Annotated in this window: 18 protein-coding genes; 5 read left to right on the forward strand and 13 right to left on the reverse strand. The window is 49.5% G+C overall.

The genetic code is table 11. The features are described 5' to 3' along the window. Positions 1-17 precede the first annotated feature (17 nt). Positions 18-551 (reverse strand): NUDIX hydrolase, encoded by a 534-nt coding sequence (locus P0Y67_RS06150; RefSeq protein WP_342391153.1) that lies wholly within the window; start codon positions 549-551, stop codon positions 18-20. A gap of 70 nt (positions 552-621) precedes the next feature. Further along, positions 622-3,018, reverse strand: coding sequence for a penicillin-binding protein 1B (gene mrcB / locus P0Y67_RS06155; protein ID WP_342391154.1), 2,397 nt, complete (start codon positions 3,016-3,018; stop codon positions 622-624). A 175-nt stretch (positions 3,019-3,193) separates the two neighbouring features. Here mrcB and P0Y67_RS06160 point away from each other — a divergent pair, with 175 nt between their 5' ends. Then, positions 3,194-3,655, forward strand: coding sequence for an exoribonuclease R (locus tag P0Y67_RS06160; protein ID WP_342391155.1), 462 nt, complete (start codon positions 3,194-3,196; stop codon positions 3,653-3,655). A gap of 123 nt (positions 3,656-3,778) precedes the next feature. Here the strand turns inward: P0Y67_RS06160 and P0Y67_RS06165 are convergent, their stop codons facing one another. The 6 genes from P0Y67_RS06165 to P0Y67_RS06190 form a co-directional block, all read right to left on the reverse strand. Then, the gene (locus P0Y67_RS06165; protein WP_342391156.1) at positions 3,779-5,500 is read right to left on the reverse strand and encodes a phospho-sugar mutase; all 1,722 of its coding nucleotides are present in this window, start codon (positions 5,498-5,500) and stop codon (positions 3,779-3,781) included. Positions 5,501-5,798: 298 nt separating this feature from the next. Further along, positions 5,799-7,133 (reverse strand): N-succinylarginine dihydrolase, encoded by a 1,335-nt coding sequence (gene astB, locus P0Y67_RS06170; RefSeq protein WP_342391157.1) that lies wholly within the window; start codon positions 7,131-7,133, stop codon positions 5,799-5,801. A 615-nt stretch (positions 7,134-7,748) separates the two neighbouring features. After that, a complete protein-coding gene (locus tag P0Y67_RS06175) occupies positions 7,749-8,093 on the reverse strand; it encodes a DMT family transporter (protein ID WP_337112048.1) in 345 nt (114 codons plus the stop codon). A 130-nt stretch (positions 8,094-8,223) separates the two neighbouring features. Then, the gene (locus P0Y67_RS06180; RefSeq protein WP_337111320.1) at positions 8,224-8,610 is read right to left on the reverse strand and encodes a hypothetical protein; all 387 of its coding nucleotides are present in this window, start codon (positions 8,608-8,610) and stop codon (positions 8,224-8,226) included. A 197-nt stretch (positions 8,611-8,807) separates the two neighbouring features. Continuing rightward, positions 8,808-9,773 carry a cation diffusion facilitator family transporter gene (locus tag P0Y67_RS06185; protein WP_342391158.1) on the reverse strand — a complete coding sequence of 322 codons (966 nt, stop codon included), beginning with the start codon at positions 9,771-9,773 and terminating at the stop codon, positions 8,808-8,810. A gap of 130 nt (positions 9,774-9,903) precedes the next feature. After that, complete coding sequence (locus P0Y67_RS06190) at positions 9,904-10,479, reverse strand: DNA-3-methyladenine glycosylase I (RefSeq protein ID WP_342391159.1); 576 nt, start codon at positions 10,477-10,479, stop codon at positions 9,904-9,906. A gap of 378 nt (positions 10,480-10,857) precedes the next feature. Between P0Y67_RS06190 and P0Y67_RS06195 the strand changes: the two genes are divergently transcribed. Further along, positions 10,858-11,145: a hypothetical protein gene (locus tag P0Y67_RS06195; protein ID WP_342391160.1), complete on the forward strand. Its 288-nt coding sequence runs from the start codon at positions 10,858-10,860 to the stop codon at positions 11,143-11,145. A 277-nt stretch (positions 11,146-11,422) separates the two neighbouring features. Here the strand turns inward: P0Y67_RS06195 and P0Y67_RS06200 are convergent, their stop codons facing one another. The 5 genes from P0Y67_RS06200 to phhA form a co-directional block, all read right to left on the reverse strand. After that, entirely contained in the window at positions 11,423-11,779 is a 357-nt protein-coding gene (locus tag P0Y67_RS06200) for a hypothetical protein (RefSeq protein ID WP_342391161.1), read from the reverse strand. A 161-nt stretch (positions 11,780-11,940) separates the two neighbouring features. Beyond that, a complete protein-coding gene (locus P0Y67_RS06205) occupies positions 11,941-13,134 on the reverse strand; it encodes a cystathionine beta-lyase (RefSeq protein ID WP_342391162.1) in 1,194 nt (397 codons plus the stop codon). A 126-nt stretch (positions 13,135-13,260) separates the two neighbouring features. Further along, on the reverse strand, positions 13,261-13,968 hold the full coding sequence (locus P0Y67_RS06210) for a hypothetical protein (protein ID WP_342391163.1): 708 nt from the start codon (positions 13,966-13,968) through the stop codon (positions 13,261-13,263). 467 nt (positions 13,969-14,435) lie between these two features. Then, positions 14,436-14,777, reverse strand: coding sequence for a 4a-hydroxytetrahydrobiopterin dehydratase (locus P0Y67_RS06215; RefSeq protein WP_342391164.1), 342 nt, complete (start codon positions 14,775-14,777; stop codon positions 14,436-14,438). After that, positions 14,770-15,582: a phenylalanine 4-monooxygenase gene (phhA, locus tag P0Y67_RS06220; RefSeq protein ID WP_342391223.1), complete on the reverse strand. Its 813-nt coding sequence runs from the start codon at positions 15,580-15,582 to the stop codon at positions 14,770-14,772. The genes P0Y67_RS06215 and phhA overlap by 8 nt, the downstream gene beginning before the upstream one ends. A 516-nt stretch (positions 15,583-16,098) precedes the next feature. Here phhA and P0Y67_RS06225 point away from each other — a divergent pair. From P0Y67_RS06225 to maiA, 3 genes are read left to right on the forward strand one after another with little or no spacing between them, the layout of a single operon-like run. Beyond that, a complete protein-coding gene (locus P0Y67_RS06225; RefSeq protein ID WP_161458566.1) occupies positions 16,099-17,229 on the forward strand; it encodes a homogentisate 1,2-dioxygenase in 1,131 nt (376 codons plus the stop codon). A gap of 54 nt (positions 17,230-17,283) precedes the next feature. Then, on the forward strand, positions 17,284-18,306 hold the full coding sequence (locus P0Y67_RS06230; RefSeq protein ID WP_342391165.1) for a fumarylacetoacetate hydrolase family protein: 1,023 nt from the start codon (positions 17,284-17,286) through the stop codon (positions 18,304-18,306). A gap of 12 nt (positions 18,307-18,318) precedes the next feature. Continuing rightward, positions 18,319-18,957 carry a maleylacetoacetate isomerase gene (gene maiA, locus P0Y67_RS06235; protein WP_342391166.1) on the forward strand — a complete coding sequence of 213 codons (639 nt, stop codon included), beginning with the start codon at positions 18,319-18,321 and terminating at the stop codon, positions 18,955-18,957. Positions 18,958-19,020: the final 63 nt, after the last annotated feature.

A 19,020-nucleotide genomic window follows, 5' to 3' on the forward strand; every position in this document is an offset into this window, starting at 1 on the left:
TTAGGATGACATCAGAGTCAGGCATTCTCAGTCACAGTTAGCAGCTCATCACGGATACATTGAAGCAAAAACAACTCGCGCTCCACGGACATTCCTTTTTTATCGCTTTTTGCGACCGTTTCTTGGTTATGAGCTATCGCGTCATGGATATTCATCCAGACAGGTTTCATGCCATTCTGGATTTCATACGCTTCCAACTGCGTTTCACCTAACTGACTGTCGATGCGGCAGGTGAAGCAGAATGATTTCATATGCATGATATCAAACTCAGGTTTGTACCATGGCCGATACTCTTCGTAGAGACCAAAAGGGACAATGTCACGGATATTACGGGCGCCGGTTTCTTCTTGCAGTTCGCGGATTAGCCCGGCCTCGATCTCTTCTCCTTCATCAATACCGCCGCCGGGTAAGCTGTAGTCGTGATACCTTGCGGTGTACAGCATCAGAATATTGTCACCGTCCAGAATGATTGCTCTGGCTGCTTCACGGTAAAACACTGAACCACTCAAATCAGAGATATCAGGATGAACCGTACGCTTGAGAAGCCGCATAAAAGGTTACTCTTCAGATAAAAAAACGGGTCGGCATTGTAACCGACCCGCTGATGATTTTCAGTCACTGTTACCAATTAAAGATCGAGCGAATAATGGTAGAGACTTTATTTTCACAGCCTTGAGACTGACGGCCGTCTTTATCCCAGACAGGCAATTCAACCTGACCGATGCAGGCCTGCGTCAAACCGCCTTGCTGGTTAACCTGATAGGCAACATCTGTAATATTTTCAGGTTCCTGCAGCTTGACCGGTTCAGGATCACGGCGCTGTATGTAATCCGCATACAGGCGCAGCGGGCCTGAGGACCCTGTCAGCTTGACATTTTTATTGTCATCCCGGCCCATCCACACTGTCACGACTTCACGGCCATCAACGCCTACATACCAGGAGTCCCGGCCTTCATCAGACGTACCGGTTTTACCGGCCAGCTTCAGTGACGGAAGGATCGAGTCCAGATAACGGGCTGTGCCTTCAGAGACCACTTTCTGCATGGCATACATGGTCAGCCAGGCAGATTGCTTGGAGACCACCTGTTTCGCCGTCGGCAATGCCTGATAAATCATCTCACCATCGCTGTCAGTCACAGCACTCAAAGCCGTCAGTTCGCTGCGGCGCCCCTCATTGGCAATGGTCTGGTACATTTGCGTCACTTCATACGGCGACAAAGTAAAGGCGCCCAGTAAGATTGCCGGTACCTGAGGGATCTGGCCACGATCAACACCAAGATCAACCAGGGTATCCACCACGTTGTCTAAACCAACAGACATCCCCAGATTCACTGTCGGTATGTTGTAGGAGCGTGCCAGCGCCTGAACCAAAGGCACTTCACCGCGAAACTGGCGATCATAATTACGGGGAGACCAGGTTTTCCCCTTTTCATCGGTCAGCGTCAGTGGTTTGTCATCCAGGTTGCTGGCCAGAGTAAATCGCTCTGGTCGTGCCAACGCCGACAAGTAAACCGCCGGTTTCACCACAGAACCAATCTGACGGCGGGCATCAAGTGCGCGGTTGAATCCGTCAAACTCAGGACGGCTGCCGCCGACCATAGCGCGGATTTCACCGGTCTGGCGATCTGCAACGACCATGGCGGTTTCAAGCTGTTTGCCGTGCTGCTTCTTGAGTGCCGCCATTTTTGCCCGCACAACGCCCTCAGCACTGGCCTGGGAAATAGGATCCAGTGTGGTATAAACGCGTAAACCCAGACCCGGTTTATAACCCTGGCTGACACGCTTGTTCAGCTCTTGCTTCAATAAGCTAAAGAATGCGGGCTGCCTGCCAGCGACATGCCCTTTTGGCTGCAAGTCTAAATCTTGCTTGATCGCTTTTTTATACGTCTCATCATCAATCTTTTGAGTATCGTGCAGCAAGCTGAGCACCAGATCCCGGCGCTCTTTCGCACGCTCCGGATAACGCCAGGGATTATAGTAGGACGGTCCTTTGACCATACCGACCAGCAGGGCCTGCTGATCAATACGCAGTTCAGACAGCGGCAAACCAAAATAGAAACGGGCGCCCAGGGCAAAACCGTGAACCGCATCCGAGCCGCTTTGCGCCAGATAGACCTGATTCAGGTACGCATCAAGGATTTCATCTTTGTTGTAGCGATAATCAATGATTAACGCCATATAGGCTTCTTTGAACTTACGCCACAGACTGCGTTCGCTGGATAAAAACAGGTTTTTTGCCAACTGCTGAGTGAGCGTACTGCCGCCCTGCACGGTACGTCCCGCTTTCATGTTCGCCAGAAATGCGCGACCGATGGCAACCACAGACACACCGTCATGGGTATAAAAATCACGGTCTTCTGTTGCGAGCAGTGCATCAATCAGCGTGGAAGGCAGCTCTGATTTCGGTTTGTACAAGCGCAACTCGTTGGAGTCCGTTTCCAGCATACCCAGCATTTGCGGTTCAACAGAAAAAATACCGTATTCACGTTGCGTGTTCGCATCGACGACACGCTTAACCGAGCTGTAGCTAAACTCAGCAATCACATGACGTGCTTGCTGGGGACCACTGCGTGACTGAAAGGGGCGACGAATGAATTCCACTTTCAGGCGGCTGGTACTGTACTCACCCACCCGGGTCGGCTTGCTGACTTTGCGGTAGTTCAGGGCTTGCAGCTCCTTCACTAAATCTTCGTATCGCACCTGTGCTCCAGGTTCCAGCACCAGCTCGCGGGCATATACCACAGACGGGAGCTGCCAAAGCTGGCCGGCAAATTTATCCGCTATCTGTTTATTGAGCGTCCAGCCCAGCCCACCTATGGCAACCAGGCTGCCAACCAGAATAAGGGCAAGCAGAATTTTCCACTTGCTGCGGCGTGGTGGCTCGCCCCCATCAGAATTCTTACCCGGCAAATATCGGGCTGAAGTATGGGCAGATTGTTGTTCAGACTCTGTCATTACCTTCATCTTCGCTAACTGCTGAATATGCACACTCAGCATAATTTGATTACTTTGTGGCATGCAAGATAGCTAAATTTTGCTCATTTTTTGTCAATCCTGTGTCAACTAAATGACGCCAGACCGCATGCGTAAAGGGCTCCACGGCTGTAACTGAATGACAGCGGTAGTAATTCTTCACATCATCACGCAAAATACGGGCCATTCGAAATTGCAGCCTTACCGGAGAAAGAGAGCAATGCAACGGGATTACACATTAAACTGTCTGCTCACTATGCCCCGCCACGAACTGGAAGAGTTCAGTCAGCGTATCCTCAGCCGTATGGTCCCTGAGGATGTTATGGAAGAGTTGTTCAGCTTTGAGCCGGAGGAAACCCAAACAGCGGATCGCCTGCGTGCAGCCCAGTTTGACGCCATGCTCAGAATGTCGGCGATTGCTTTAGGGGAAGTCTCTTCCGCCTTTTCCGGCTCTGAGCAGGCAAAACAAAATACCGAGAGAATGACACGGCTGCTGCTGTGGCACTTTTATGCTATGGCTTTCCAGATGGAGGAAGTCGTCACCCTGGAGCAACATTGCCAGGAAGTAGAGAAGCTGCTGAAAAACGCCCCGTCAGACACCTTCGGCTGGATTCAGTCGCTGACAGAGCTGCTGCACCGTTATGCCAGTCTGAGCGGTCACGCGTCTGGCTCTGACTCATAACCTGCCCGGCCAGCCATTTTCACGAAAGCAGCAACCAGCACCGCATCGTATATGGCAACGGTTATCAACAAAAAAACGCCAGCGACAGAACTGGCGTTTTTCTGTTCAGACAGCGACAAATAATTACCTGTCGGTCAGGCCCGTCAAACTGTTCTGATGACGTTGCACCAGTTCGTCCATACTGCTTTGAGCGCGCTGATAGGCATGCTCCAGGGTGTCGATCTGATCAATGACCTCAACCACCTCGTAGTAGCATTTCAGTTTAGGTTCTGTTCCTGAAGGGCGGACGACCACTCTGGAATCATCTTCCAGGAAATAAATCAACACATCACTGGCGGGCAGATCGATCGTCTCGACTGAACCATCAGCCTTGTAGCGTGTGGAGGATTTCAGATCATCGATACGCACAACTTTCCGCCCGGCAATTTCCTCAGGCGGTTGCTGACGCAGGGTGTCGCCGATAGGCGGAGAGTTCGGTGACAGCGCAATACTGACCTGTGAATTGACATACAGGCCGTGTTCGCGATAGATGGCTTCCAGCTGATCCCACACGGTGCGCCCTTGTGAAGTCAGCTCCGCCGTCATTTGTGCAAACGCCAGCATGGCGGATAAACCGTCTTTATCCCACACCATATTGCCCACGGTATAACCGAGCGCTTCTTCATACGCAAACAAGAAACAGCTGTCTTCACGCTGCTTCTCCATCGCAATATTGGTCAGCCATTTGAAACCAGTGAGTGTCTGGTAGTAATCAGCACCGACACGCGACGCCACTTTTTGCAGCAGGCTGGAAGAGACAATCGTGGTGCCGACAAGGCTGGTTTCAGGATTCGCTCTGGTCAGCAAGTAATGCCCCAGCAAGACACCAACCTGATCGCCGGTCAGCATTTTATACTGGCCTTCAGGGGTGCGAACCGCCACCGCAAAACGGTCGGCATCCGGGTCGTTAGCACATGCCAGAGTCGCTTGATGTTTCTCCGCTTCCGCGATAACCAGATCCATGGCGCCCGGCTCTTCAGGGTTAGGAAAATTTACCGTCGGGAACGTCCCGTCCGGCTCTCGCTGAGCGGCGACACTGTATACGTGGGTAAATCCGGCGTCGGCCAGCAGCGTTTCTGCCATTTGTGCGCCCACACCATGCATCGCAGTGTAAGCAATACTGACCGCATCGGGTTTGGCATGATTTTGTAGTAATGCACTTTGTTTAATCGATGCTCTGTAATCGTTATAAAACTCATCATCCAGCCAAACCAGTAAGCCCTGACTCTGGGCTTCATTGAGATCCATCAGATCAAGTGGCTGAATCGCTGCTTTATCTATGGCGGCAGCAATACCTTTATCGTGAGGGGTAATAATCTGCGCCCCATTGCCCCAGTACACTTTAAACCCGTTGTAAGCCGGCGGGTTATGGCTGGCTGTCACAACAATACCTGCGGCCGCCTTTAAGGCTGTGACACCGTAAGCCACCAGCGGGGTTGGCGCGACCGTGACCGTCAGGTAAACCTTGATGCCCTGTGCCGTTAATACCGATGCGGCATCATGGGCAAAGGTTTTTGAATCTGGCCGGCCATCATAGCCAATAACAACGCCTTGCTGGGTCGCCTGAGGCACAGTTTGCTGTAAATACTGCCCCAGCCCGGTCGCCGTTTCCTGAATAACCAACCTGTTCATCCGGTTGGGGCCTGCACCCACTATGCCCCTTAACCCCGCGGTACCAAACGCGAGACGACCAGAGAAACGCTCGGTCAGTTCCTGTTCATTACCGGCATCAATCAGGTTCTGTAGCTCGTCCCGGGTGGCAGGATCGGGATCTCTTTTTAACCAGCGTGTTATCAACTCTTTCATTCTCTGTCTTCCTAATTGCAGGGTCTGAAAACAAAATATCACAAATGATAGTTATTCGCATTTTAACTGCTTTTGATGTTAGCTGACTGTGCGAATTTCATACCGTCCCGGCATCAAAAAACGGGCATCGCCATGGCGAAGAATGGCCAGGAGAATAGTCGGCATGGTATCACTCTGTCTGACAAGTATAGAGGGATACACAGCTGATGGTGTCAGATTTAAGCGAATGATAAAAAAGAAAAAAGCGGCAGCCTTAATGGCTTACCGCTTTAGCTTGGAGAAAAGCTGTAACAGAAGCTTAGCGCTGGAACGGGTATACCGATCCCAGAGACAGAATCTGGGTCAGTTCATCCAGTGCAGCACGGGATTCATCCAGCAGCTGTGGATCCGCCAGATCAGCCTCAACCATCTGGTCACGATAATGCTTATCAACCCACTGAGTCAGGCTGCCGTATAAGCCATCATTCATCAGGGTTGAAGGATTCACTGCACGCACTTCCTGCTCATTAAGCACAACACGCAGACGCAAGCACGCAGGGCCGCCGCCGTTGGCCATACTTTGTTTCAGGTCGAACACTTTTACCTGATCAATACCGCGTTGGTCTGCCATCAGCTGCTCAACATACCGCCAGACATTCTCGTTTTTACGGCATTCTTCCGGCAGAACCAGCAGAGTTTCGCCGTTAGGCGTTTCGATCAGCTGAGAGTTAAACAGGTAACTGGTTACAGCGTCATCAACAGACACAGCGCTGGTAGGGACTTCAATAATGTTGAAGCCTTCGCCCATTTTCTCTTTCAGAGAGCGGTAAGTGCCCTGCTGATCCAAAAATGCCTGCTGGTGGCAGAACAGGATATTCTTGTTACCTACTGCGATCACATCGTTGTGGAAGACACCCTGGTCGATCACATCCGGGTTTTGCTGCGCTATCACCACTTTAGCCGGATCCAGCTGATGCAAACGGGCAACCGCTTCGCACGCTTCAAACGTATGGCGGGCCGGGAACACTTTAGGCGCCGGGTGACGGGTATCGAAAGCGTGACGGCCAAAGACGAAAAACTCAACGCCGTGCTCACCGTATTCGTTACAGAAACGCGTATGGTTCGCTGCGCCTTCATCACCAAAATGTTCTACCGCTGGCAGTGCCGAATGGTGAGAAAAGTATTCAGGGTCGGCAAAAGTACTGCGCAAAATACGGCCGGTCACTTCATGTTCAATCGAGCGGTGGAACTTATTGGTCAGGTTTGCCGGTGTGAAATGGATCTTGCCGTCAGCAGTATCCGCCGATGGCGACACAGTGGCTGCATTCGCAGTCCACATGCTGGACGCCGAACAACACGCAGCCAGCACTTTAGGCGCTTGTTTCGCAGCCTGTTCAATAATTGATTTGTCGCTGCCTGTGAAACCCAGGCGGCGCAGAGTGTGGACGTCTGGACGCTCTTGCGGTGCCAGCACACCCTGCAACATACCCATGTCGGCCAGGGCCTTCATTTTGTCCAGGCCTTGCTTGGCAGCTTGTTTCGGATTAGATGGCGCCGCCTGATTTTTGGCAGACGCAACATTACCATACGACAGACCACTGTAGTTGTGCGTAGGCCCTACCAATCCGTCAAAATTCGCTTCACGTGCTTTCATAGACTTTCCATCTCAGTTTATCTCGGGCTAAAGATAACAAAGCTTTTACATTAGCAACAAGATCCAGATAAATGTCTAACCAAATGTTATAAATTAGATATTATCACCAATTTGCAGCATGGCTATTCATCGCCTTAATGCTATTTCACTCAGTGTAAGCTCCGAAGAATGGGAGCGGCATAGACAACTGCCATGCCAGTGCTTTGCAGGTGCTTTTCTGATGACAACGAAATGGGTTCAGGTAAAACAGGGCATGCTGTCTCTTGCCCGGCTCAACTTCCCCCTCTCTGAGCTGTGCCCCTTAAAGGGCAACTGTTTTCACTCGAACCATGCACAAAGATGACGCAAAACTCTGTGGTCTGCCGTTCATTGTTTTACAAGCATAGACTGTCTGTGGCAGGACAGCATTCAACCACAAGCCGTCTTGCTGGAGCAGGAAAAAACGGCTTCAGGCGACTGCATATCGAATACATAATTACGCACTTTCCACTGGTGAAAAGTGCGATATTTTTCTTATTCTTTCTTTTGATTTTGTGTGACTGATCAGGTTTATCAGCCCGGACAGCCATGCAGATTGATACCACTGAGCAACAAATGCCACGCAATACCGGACTATCAGTGCGCTAAGGACTTGGAAAATACATTGATGATGAGTGTGCCGGCCATGATAAATGCAATGCCGATCAAGGCATACAGATCCAGTTTTTGTCCGTACCACAACCAGCTGATCAGGGCGACCAGGACAATTCCGGCACCACACCAAATGGCATAGGCCACACCAATGGGAACGACTTTTACCGTCACAGAAAGCAAAAAGAATGCAGCACCATAGCCAGTTAACACAACTAAGGTGGGCACAAGTTGAGTAAATTGCTGCGTTTTAGGCAGCATAGAGGTTGCGATCACCTCACAGACAATCGCCATAAATAATGCCAGCATAGGTGGCAACGCAGAAATCATATGCAGCATGATCGGCTCACTTTAATAAAAAATCAGCCCATTCTACACACGAATTACCTGCGTTTCATGGCATTACAAAAAAATGTTTTGCCAGTCCGTCACAGGCACCTGAGCGATCGCACGGCTGTCGTTAGTTTTCCCATTCCACCACATGGCCATCGTCATACACACCATCACTGTAAGCCGGGGTGTAGTTGATGAAAATGTTGTTCTGCGCAATCGGCAAGGTATGTGACAGGCTGCTGGCTATCAGTTCCAGCATGGCTGCAATTTGCGCTTCGGTGTTGAAATTGGGTGCAACCATATCAACAAGAACAGGATGCGAATTTGATGGTTGCTGATTCGCCAGTTGTCCGCCATGCACGAAATGGCCCGCAGGTATGTACTCCCACACAATCATAATGTGCTGCTGGGGAATCAAAGTGGCGTCGGCAATGGCCTGGGATAAAATTCCCAAGGCAACGTTTACTTCAACATCGCCCGCGAAGGGTAATGATTTGATACGAATGAGCGGCATACATCCCCCGGTCTCTCATGAGCCAGTCTGCTACCGACCAGCCGTGAAGGTTCAAAAAAAACCAAATATACAGTCGGTTAGATGACACACATATTCGGTATTTTCATTTTAAGCCTAGTGAGATCACGGCAATAAAAGAGAATCACAAATGAGACGGGAAGATAAAAAAGTACCAAAAGGCTTAATGAGCTGCGCCCTCAGCGATTTGGTTTCTTCTTCTGCTGATGAAGCTGTTCGTCCAGCGAGCACGGGTTCACCAGCCTCTCTTCACAGGTATAAGGTTCAATATGGATCACCACATCGATGACATTGTCCATCTGGGTGATAATGTTCTGTTTAAACCGCTCGCTTATCGCATGGGCATTTTCAATCGACATCTCAGGATCCACCAGAATATGGCAATCCAGTAACAAGCTTCCCCCCGTCTGGCGGCTGCGGATCGCGTGGATTTCACGAATGTCTTTGTCTTCTTCAGCCATGTGTACCAAGCGTTGTTCCACATCCTCGCTGCCACGGGCATCGGTCAGTTCATTAAAAGCAGGCAAGATGATCTCGAATGCCGCTTTCAGAATCATACCCGTCACCAGTAATGCCGCAATTTGGTCCAGATATTTCAGCGAAGGAAAAATGGCATTGGTAATCACTGCGACAGCAACAGGCACAGAGCTGAGCGCATCACTGCGATGATGCCAGGCATTTGCCCTTAAAACCGCACTATGGATCTGCTTTGCTTCATGCATTGTCCAGCGGTACAGCAGTTCTTTAATCACAATCGCAGCGACAGCAGCATAAAATGCCAGCATTCCAGGCGCTGGCGGAGGTGTGTCGCTGAGCGTTTCAATCGAGTCCCAGCCAATACCAATTCCGACCAGTGCCAGCATCAACCCGATAAAAACATTCGCCAGGGTTTCAAATTTGCCATGGCCGTAGGGATGGCCGCTGTCTGCGGGTGCCATCCAGTATCGGGAGCCCAGCAAAATGACAGCATCTGTCATTAAATCAGAGAAGCTGTGTACACCATCTGCTATGAGTGCCTGACTGCCCGCAACCTTACCTATTCCAATCTTTAATACCGCCAGAAAAACATTCAGAATCGCGCCCACCAGGGTCACGGTGCGAATGGTTTTTCCCTTGATATGATGCTGGTCTGATGACTCTGACATACTCATTCCTGCTACTGACTCCGCACAACCACTTTTTTGTCTTTTCTGTCTTTTCTGTCTTTTCTGTCTTTTCTGTCTTTTCTGTCTTTTCAATGATGTTGAGAATAAAAAGACGCACTGCATGCTTGTTTTACTTGCTATTGCTGTTGGCTGCTGCCCCCTGGCTCATGACGGCGCGCTCGTAACAATAGCAGTCAACCAGATGATCATTCACCATACCTACCGCTTGCATGAAAGCATAACAAATGGTTTCACCGACAAACTTAAAGCCTCGCTTTTTGAGGAACTTGCTCATGGCTTTTGATTCCTCACTACTCGCAGGCACCTGATCACTGCTCTCCCAGCGATTATTGATAGGCACGCCATCCACGAACTGCCACAATGCCGCCGACAAACTGCCGAACTCTTTTTGTAACGCCAGCGCGGCGTTTGCATTGGTAAAGACAGAATTAACCTTGCCCCTGTGCTTAATAATGTCAAACCCGGTAAGAATCGCTTCCGCTTCTTCATCGCCCCATTCCGCTAAGCGCTTAATGTCAAAATCGGCAAAAGCCTGCCGGTATGCCTCACGACGTTTTAATATGGCATACCAGCTTAAACCGGCCTGAGCACCTTCCAAGGTGATGAATTCAAACAAGATTCTGTCATCTGTTACAACCTGGCCCCATTCTGCATCATGGTATTCCCGCTCAAGAGGCTGATGCATAGCCCATGCACATACGTTCGATTCCCCGATCATCAAATATACCTTTTAGCAATAAAAATAAACATGTGATTAAAACAACAACTGGAAATATAACCGTTTTACATTCAAGTATCTCATTCTTTATTCGATATTATGGTTTTATTAAAAAATCAATAAAAACGATATTTCTTAGCAAGATACGTATAAAGAACACTTAATAAGAAACACTGTACATATCATTTTCTATGCCTATGACAAAATAGGGCAACAAAATTTCACAAAAATATCGCTTAAGTCACAATATTAAATAAATCCCATCAAAGAATTTGAATTTCATTGCGGGTATTTCATAATAGTCGCGTCAATATTCAGATATTGACTCGACAATAAGGACTGGAAATGAAACACATCGTTGATTTCATCGAGCAACTTGAAAGAGACGAACACTCTTTCACCATTTGGGTGTATGCCCGAAATGGAAAATTTAGTCCATTTGCCGGAAAAGGAAAAACATCCACAACAAGAGCGCTTCAGAAAGCAATTGATCAGAATTTACAAGTCGTTGTAGAGCTGCATACACCAGCAGAACACAACAGTTACTTAATTCTGACTGAAGTACACATTGTTGTGCCGGTGCTGTTCCACCAAGGACAAGTCCATTCAATGGGTAAATCCTTAGCGGCATAAACGCACCAGAATTGTGGAAAAACAAAAAGAAGAACTTGGGCTAGGTTTATTTCTTATCCACATTATTCCCGATGCGTTCTAAAACAGACCGAAAGGTCTGTTTTTTTGCCCCATATCTAACCAAACAGTAAGATATATATTTCACTCAAACAAAAAACTTAGCTAATAAATTTATTACTAACCGTGAGTGGCGGCAACAATGAATATAAATCATGACTTTACTCTCCTGTGACAGGAAACAATCCGAGTAATGTCGCCTGTTTTCCGTCACATAAAGTTAATATGTATTTTCCTCCGCCACTTTAGGTTCACCAGCCAGTATGTGGCTACTTTCCATGAGTCGTCGCTGACCATCGTCACACGCCGTTTTACCGTCATCCCAACCTTCGTTATAGCGGGTATCTGAATTATTCAGAGCAATATCTTTCATATATTCAGTATCCACCACACCTTTCAGACTTAATGCACTTTCACAGCCCTGGTTAAATCCAAAGTGATAAATGCTGTCATAAGGGTCTTCATTAACATAAGCCTTAGGGAATAGTGTGTACTCACCCACACCGTATTCCGAATCCATGCTGGTACAACCTGCCAATACCCATGTCCCTAACAATAGTAGAGATAATTTTTTCATGGCCTTTCTCCTTTTCGTTCAGCCACAAGTGACCCAAACAGGTCATATGACTAAATTCTAGCCTATTTCAGAAACTTACCTAAAATGTGTTCGGTATTTATCAACAGCCAGAGACAAAAAAGGCCACATCAAGTGGCCTGTCATCATGAAAGTGAGGAATCTTACTCTGCCGTCAGAGCCGCGTTCAGCCTGTCGAATCCTTTTTCCAGATCCCGAATAAGATCATCGCAATCTTCTAATCCGATATGAAGGCGTAAAATCGGGCCCGCAAAGGCTTTTTTCTTCGCAGTACGCAGTTTATTGACATCTTCACTGGCCAGGATCAGGCTTTCGAATCCTCCCCAGGAATAGCCCATACTGAAATGCTCCATGCCATCCAGCAATGCTGTCAGCGCTTCCGTATTACCCCGGTTCAGCACAACGGAAAATAATCCGTTACACCCTTTAAAGTCCCGAAGATAAAACTCATGCCCTTCACAACTCGGCAGGGCCGGATGGCGAACATGGTCTACTTCTGGTCGTTCAGCCAGCCAACGGGCCACTTTCAGGCTGCTCTCCTGATGCTGACGCAGACGCACGCCCAAGGTACGCAGTCCCCGCATCGCCAGATACACGTCATCAGGAGAGGTACACTGTCCCATCAGATAACTGTGTTCACGTAACTGATCCCAGCAACGTTCATTGGCCGTTGCTGTGCCTAACATCACATCCGAATGCCCGACGATATACTTGGTCGCGGCCTGAATGGAGATATCAACACCATGTTCAAACGGCTGAAAATTGATAGGCGAAGCCCAGGTATTATCCAGCATAACAACAATATCGTGCTCATGGGCGATACGCGCCAGCGTGGGGACATCCTGCACTTCCATGGTAATGGAGCAAGGTGATTCCAGAAACAGAACGGTAGTATTCGGACGAATTAAATCCCGGATTCCTTCGCCAATCATAGGATCATAATAGGTGGTTTCGACCCCCATTTTCGCAAGCACTTTGTCGCAAAAATCCCGCGTTGGCTCATAAGCGCCATCGACCATCAGAACATGATCGCCCGTTTTTACAAATGACAGAATGGCATTAGAAATCGCAGCAGTACCGCAAGGGTATAACGCGCAGCCCACACCACCCTCCAGTTCAACCATGGCATCCTGAAAGGCAAAATGCGTGTTGGTGCCGCGGCGGCCGTAAAAAAGCGCTTTGTTCGCCCGGTTGGCGGTGGCGTGCTTCATCTCTGCGACTGAATCAAACACTATGGTAGAAGCGCGGCTGACCGGGGGGTTCACTAATTGCTGAGTCCACTTTTTCGAGCGGCCGGCGGTGATGATTTTAGTATCTAATGCTTTCTTTTCTGCCATGCTGTTCCCAATGCCTGTCATTCGTCCATTTAACCGATAAAGCCATTGCAATCGCAATGGCTCCTTACATCACATGACGTTATCACACTTGCCTTGTGTTTGGGTACAGCGCAGTAGCTGTGTCAGTTATCTTATTGCCGCATAAGATATATCATTCGCGATTGGTGCTGGCGCCGTCTGCGGACGCGGCTGAGATTTAGGTTGAGGCATCACCACAGCCTCTGGATCCACCATCTCAAGGTGTGCACGATAATTCAGGCATTCGCGCATCACTTCTTGTTCATCAGCCACTTTGGCCGTCAGTACCGTCAGCAGCACGGCTTTATAGGCAAAGTGTCGATGTAACTCTATGGCCAGATTGGCAGAACAGGGTTTGTCGCCTAACGGACGCAGAACCTGCAGCGCCTGCCGCTTCGGGTAAAGCTGAAAAACATTGTGATTGATGCCATTCGCTTCCCGGATTTGGTTTCTGATTTCACACCGCGACACCGGGCTGTAATAACCGTAGTCTTCTTCACCGGCCACACGCTTGAGATAGGCATGATGCAGATGGGTCATGGTGCCATGCAAGGCGGGCAGGCTGAGAAAGATAATGTCTTCATAGTCTTCACCCAGGGTTTGAAAAATCCCCCGCGTTTGCGGCACAAAGCCATGATTGAGCAAACAGGTGATAGACTTCAGGCCGGCCATATATTGCGTGAGCACCGCTAGCATAGCCGTATAAAGTTCAGGTGGTTCAGTGATATTTTCGCGGATATTTTCGTGAAGTGTCTGAAGCTTATACTCCAGAAACTGTACAATCTGATGGTTCAGCTTCATCTCTGCGTCATACATAGCGCCGCCCCCATTTCTGTTATTGTCCGGATCATACCGACCCGTGATACGCCACATTGCTTTACAGCTATTCCACTTCCTGTCAAATCGCACAACCACGACAAGAATGTGATCTTTATCATGCAAATAAAGTGCCGGGTAATTGTTACGGGGAGACGAGCCTGTTTCGGATATGAGCTGTAAATTTTTGTGACTTGCATCGCATTTTGCAAGGCGAAATGCAAAACACGAATCCGGAAAGACCATCAGAGAGGCAGCAAGACTTTCCATTCGCGCAGTCTGGCCCGGGATGCCTGCTGAATCGGCACACTGACAACGTCGGACCAAGATTCAGCACGATACAGTGTCAATTATCCTGACACACTAAAACCGCACAACCAGTAACAGCAAACAAAAAAAGCGCCGGTAATCCAGCGCTTAACAGTTATTCTTTACTCACTGACGTGTTTTGGCAATCAATAAAGTGTTTAATTTTCAAACAGACGATCTGTTTTCGCGGCACAGATAAAGTCGTTTTTATGCAGCCCTTTAATGGAATGGCTCCACCAGTTTACCGTCACTTTACCCCACTCAAGCGTGATGGTGGGGTGATGGAATTCTTCTTCGGCCATCTCTGCCACCTGATTGGCAAACGCCCAGGCCAGCTTAAAATTCTTAAACTTGTACGCCCTTTCCAGTTGCTTGATACCTGCAACATTGAGCACCTCCCACTCTGGAATCGCTTTTGTCAGCGCAACCATTTCATGGTCTGTCACCATAGGGGCGTCAATTTGACAGGCTTCACACTTCAATTCAGTTAAATCAGACATATTCCCCAACTTGCTCCTTGTTCTTCGGTGGGTATAAAGGTGCATGCAAACCCAATGACTGGGCCTGATGAACCATGCTCATGATGTCTTGATGTGCCAGCTCAAACAGTTGCTGTATACCATCAATCTCAAAATAAATCGGTTGCATGATGTCAATACGATACGGTGTGCGTAACACATCAACAGGATCAAACACTTTGTAAATCGGTTTATCGCTGGTCATCGCATATTCGGTTTCGCCCGGTGAAGACAGAATACCGCCACCGTAAATCCGGCGCTCACCGTGCTGACGCATCAGACCAAACTCGACAGTGAACCAGTACAAACGCGCAAGATAGACCCGCTCTTCCTTGGACGCAGCAAAGCCTAAACGGCCGTAGGTATGGGTAAATTCTGCAAAGGCCGGATGGGTCAGCATGGCGCAGTGACCGAACACTTCATGGAAAAAGTCAGGTTCCTGCAGGTAATCAAATTCTTCACGACTACGCAGGAATGTGGCGACCGGAAACTGTTTATTTGCCAGCAGTTTGAAGAAGCGGTCGAAATTAATCAGCGCCGGCACTTCAACGCACTGCCAGCCTGTGCTTTTCATCAGCACCTTGTTCACTTCCGCCAGTTGCGGTACGCGATCGACAGGCAGATTCAGCAGTTCCAGCCCTTGGATATATTCGTCACAGGCCCGGCCTTTTATGCAGCCAAGTTGTCTTGTCACCAGATCGTGCCAGATTTGGTGCTCATCGTCAGACCAGTGAATAAAGCCGTTTTCATCCGGCTGTTTAGATACATACTTTGTCGCTTTGCCCATAAAACAACCTTCTATGTCTCTCTGCCTTACCTTGGCAATCATCAGCTCAACGGTCTGTTTCTCCGGCTCAACCATTGGCGAGCTGCGAATAAACAACAGAAAAGTCTGGAGCTGTCCCTTCTCGTTTAAGGGTAGGCGTTTTAGGGATCGCAATGGAACCATCTGAGTGGAATCGCACAATCCATTCAGTGTAACAATAATTTTACATACCCCTGATTGCTCAGCATCTGTCAGGCCAGATTGAAAAAACGAAGCAGAGCACCGACTTAGACCATCAATAAGAACATACAGTTATGTAAAAAAAACCGCACACTTTGCAAAAGTGAATATTGCTTAAGGGGTTGCTTGTTAAGTCGCTCTCAACCAGAGTTAAAGCAGAAGGTTAACACTATGTTAAGCCAGATGTGCCGGTACTCGACCATCAGAGTTTCCAGGGCGTCTGGCACACAAGGATAGGGACAGTGGGTTTGTCGCTGCAGACAAACGCAGGCTGTCATCGTCAATGAGGACCCAAAGATGCGTCACTGGTTTCAATTTCCGATTATAGAAGGTAAAGCCTCACGCCAGGCCCACTGCGACTTGCCGGAAGGTACGTATGAACGTGAATGCGGTAAAGAAGGTTTCTTTGGCCCTGCAAGCCACATGTATCACAGCAATCCGCCAACGGGCTGGGTGGAGTGGGAAGGCCCCTTACGCCCCCGCGCCATAGACACGACCCGCCTTGAGCAGCCGGGCGAATCGCCCTGGGATGCCTCTTTGGTACTGTTCAACAACCAGCTGAAACTCAGAGTCTGGAATACCACAAAAAGCATGAACCATCTGGTCCGCAATGGTGATGGCGATGAAGTGCTTTTCATTCATCAGGGCAGCGGCCAGCTGTATTGTGATTATGGCCACCTGACCTTCACAGAAGGCGACTACATCACCATTCCCCGCGCGACCAGCTGGCGCATTGAGGTCGACGAACCTGTCTCTATGCTGTTGATTGAAGCGACCAACGGCGGATATCAGATGCCGGATCGCGGCCTGGCAGGTCAGCATGCCGTGTATGATCCGGCGGTGCTGGAATACGCGCGCATTGATGACGCCTTTCTGGCGCAGCAAAATAATGATCAGCGCTGGCAGGTCAGACTGAAAGCCCGCGAGCAGATGAATACCATCACCTACCCGTACAACCCGCTCGATGCACAAGGCTGGAAAGGGAACCTGACCGTCTTCAAACTGAACTGGCGTGATATTCGCCCGCTGATGAGCCATCGCTATCACCTGCCGCCGTCAGCACATACCACATTCGTCGCGAATGGTTTCGTCATCTGTACTTTCGTACCTCGTCCGATCGAGTCTGATCCGGGCGCATTGAAAGTGCCTTTCTATCATAACAACGATGACTACGATGAAGTGCTGTTCTACCACAAAGGCAACTTCTTCAGCCGCGACAATATTGAAGCCGGCATGATCACCCACCACCCTTGCGGTTTCTCGCATGGTCCGCATCCGAAAGCGCTGGCGGCCAGTCAGTCGCAGCCAAAAAAAGAAACCGATGAAGTGGCGGTGATGATCGACACCCGATATCCGCTGGAAGTCGCGGATCTGCCGGAAGGTGTTGAAAACAAAGACTATGTGTATTCCTGGATCAACCGTAAGTGATCCACAGGCGAAAAAACAAGCATTAGATTTACATTGTAAAGTAAGGAGTAAAACGTGAAATTAGCTTCTTTAGACCAAGGCCGTGACGGACAACTGATTATCGTTTCACGTGATCTCACTCAAGCCGTACATGCACACAACATCGCGCCGACGCTGCAGTTTGCTTTAGATAACTGGGATCAGGTCGAGGCGGATCTGCAACACCTGTATCGCAACCTCAACGACGGCATTGCCCAAGATGTGTTCCCGTTTAACCCGGCACATTGCGCCTCTCCGCTGCCGCGGGCTTTTCAATGGGCAGACGGCAGTGCGTACGTCAACCATGTCGAACTGGTTCGCAAGGCACGCGGCGCTGAAATGCCGGAAAGCTTCTGGACCGATCCCCTGATGTATCAGGGTATGTCCGATGGTTTTCTCGGCCCGCGCCAGGACATTGAAATGGCCGATGAAAGCTGGGGAATCGATTTTGAAGGTGAAATTGCGGTGATCACCAATGATGTCCCAATGGGTACACGCACCGAAGAAGTCCACGGCCATATCAAATTGCTGATGCTGGTCAATGATGTCTCGCTGCGCAATCTGATCCCAGCAGAGCTGAGCAAAGGCTTTGGTTTCTTTCAGTCCAAGCCGGCTTCGGCCTTCTCACCTGTGGCTGTCACACCGGATGAACTGGGCGACAGTTGGCATGATTACAAAGTCCATCAGCGCCTGAGCGTGCACCTGAATGATGAGCTGTTCGGTGAGCCCAATGCCGGTGTCGATATGACGTTCAACTTCGCCGAACTGGTGCAACACGTGGCGAAATCCCGTCATATCTGCGCGGGCACCATTATCGGCTCCGGCACTGTTTCTAACGTTGATCGCTCCAGCGGCTCCTGCTGTCTGGCTGAACGCCGGATGCTGGAAATCATCGATCAGGGTCAAGCCGTTACGCCTTTCATGAAGTTTGGCGACAAAGTCAAAATTGAAATGTTTGACGACAATGGCGACTCCATCTTTGGCGCGATTGAACAGACGGTGGTGAAATACCAGCATCAGTACGATCCTGCCGATCTGAACCACCATCAGCCAGACTAACAAGGAGGCCGGATGACGCTTTATGACTATTTCCGCTCATCCGCCGCCTACCGGGTGCGTATTGCGCTCAACCTGAAAGGGTTGAGCTATACCAGCCACCCGGTGTCTCTGGTGGATAAAGCGCAGCAATCACCGGCTTATCAGGCCATCAATCCGTCTCAGTTAGTACCGACACTGGATACGGAGCTTGGTCACCTCAGCCAGTCGCTGGCCATTATAGAATGGCTGGAAGACACCCATCCTGAGCCTGCTCTTCTGCCCCGCGATCCCTGGCAAAAAGCACAATGCCGCGAACTGGCTCTGAGCATTGCATGTGATATTCACCCGGTGAACAACTTGCGTATTCTCAACTATTTAACGCAATACTTAGGTGTGAGCCAGGAAGATAAGCTCACCTGGTATCACCACTGGCTGCACCAGGGTTTGTCTGCGCTGGAAGCCAGAGTAGCGGCAAGGCAGGCAAATCAGCCGAGCACCTTCTGCTGTGGCGACACGCCCTCGCTGGCCGATATTTGTCTGGTGCCTCAGCTTTATAATGCGCGCCGGTTTGAGCTTGATTTGTCCCCCTACCCGACACTGGTCAGAATCGATGCGGCCTGCCAGAAACTGGCGTCTTTCGCACAGGCTCACCCGGATAATACGCCACAATAAAAGCATCAAGGCGACATCACATGTAGAACGCCAGGTCTGCGATTAAGACGTAAGCCATCACGA

Origin of the sequence: Photobacterium sp. SP02, assembly GCF_038519165.1 — a bacterium.
In the GTDB taxonomy this organism is placed as follows: Bacteria; Pseudomonadota; Gammaproteobacteria; order Enterobacterales; family Vibrionaceae; genus Photobacterium; species Photobacterium halotolerans.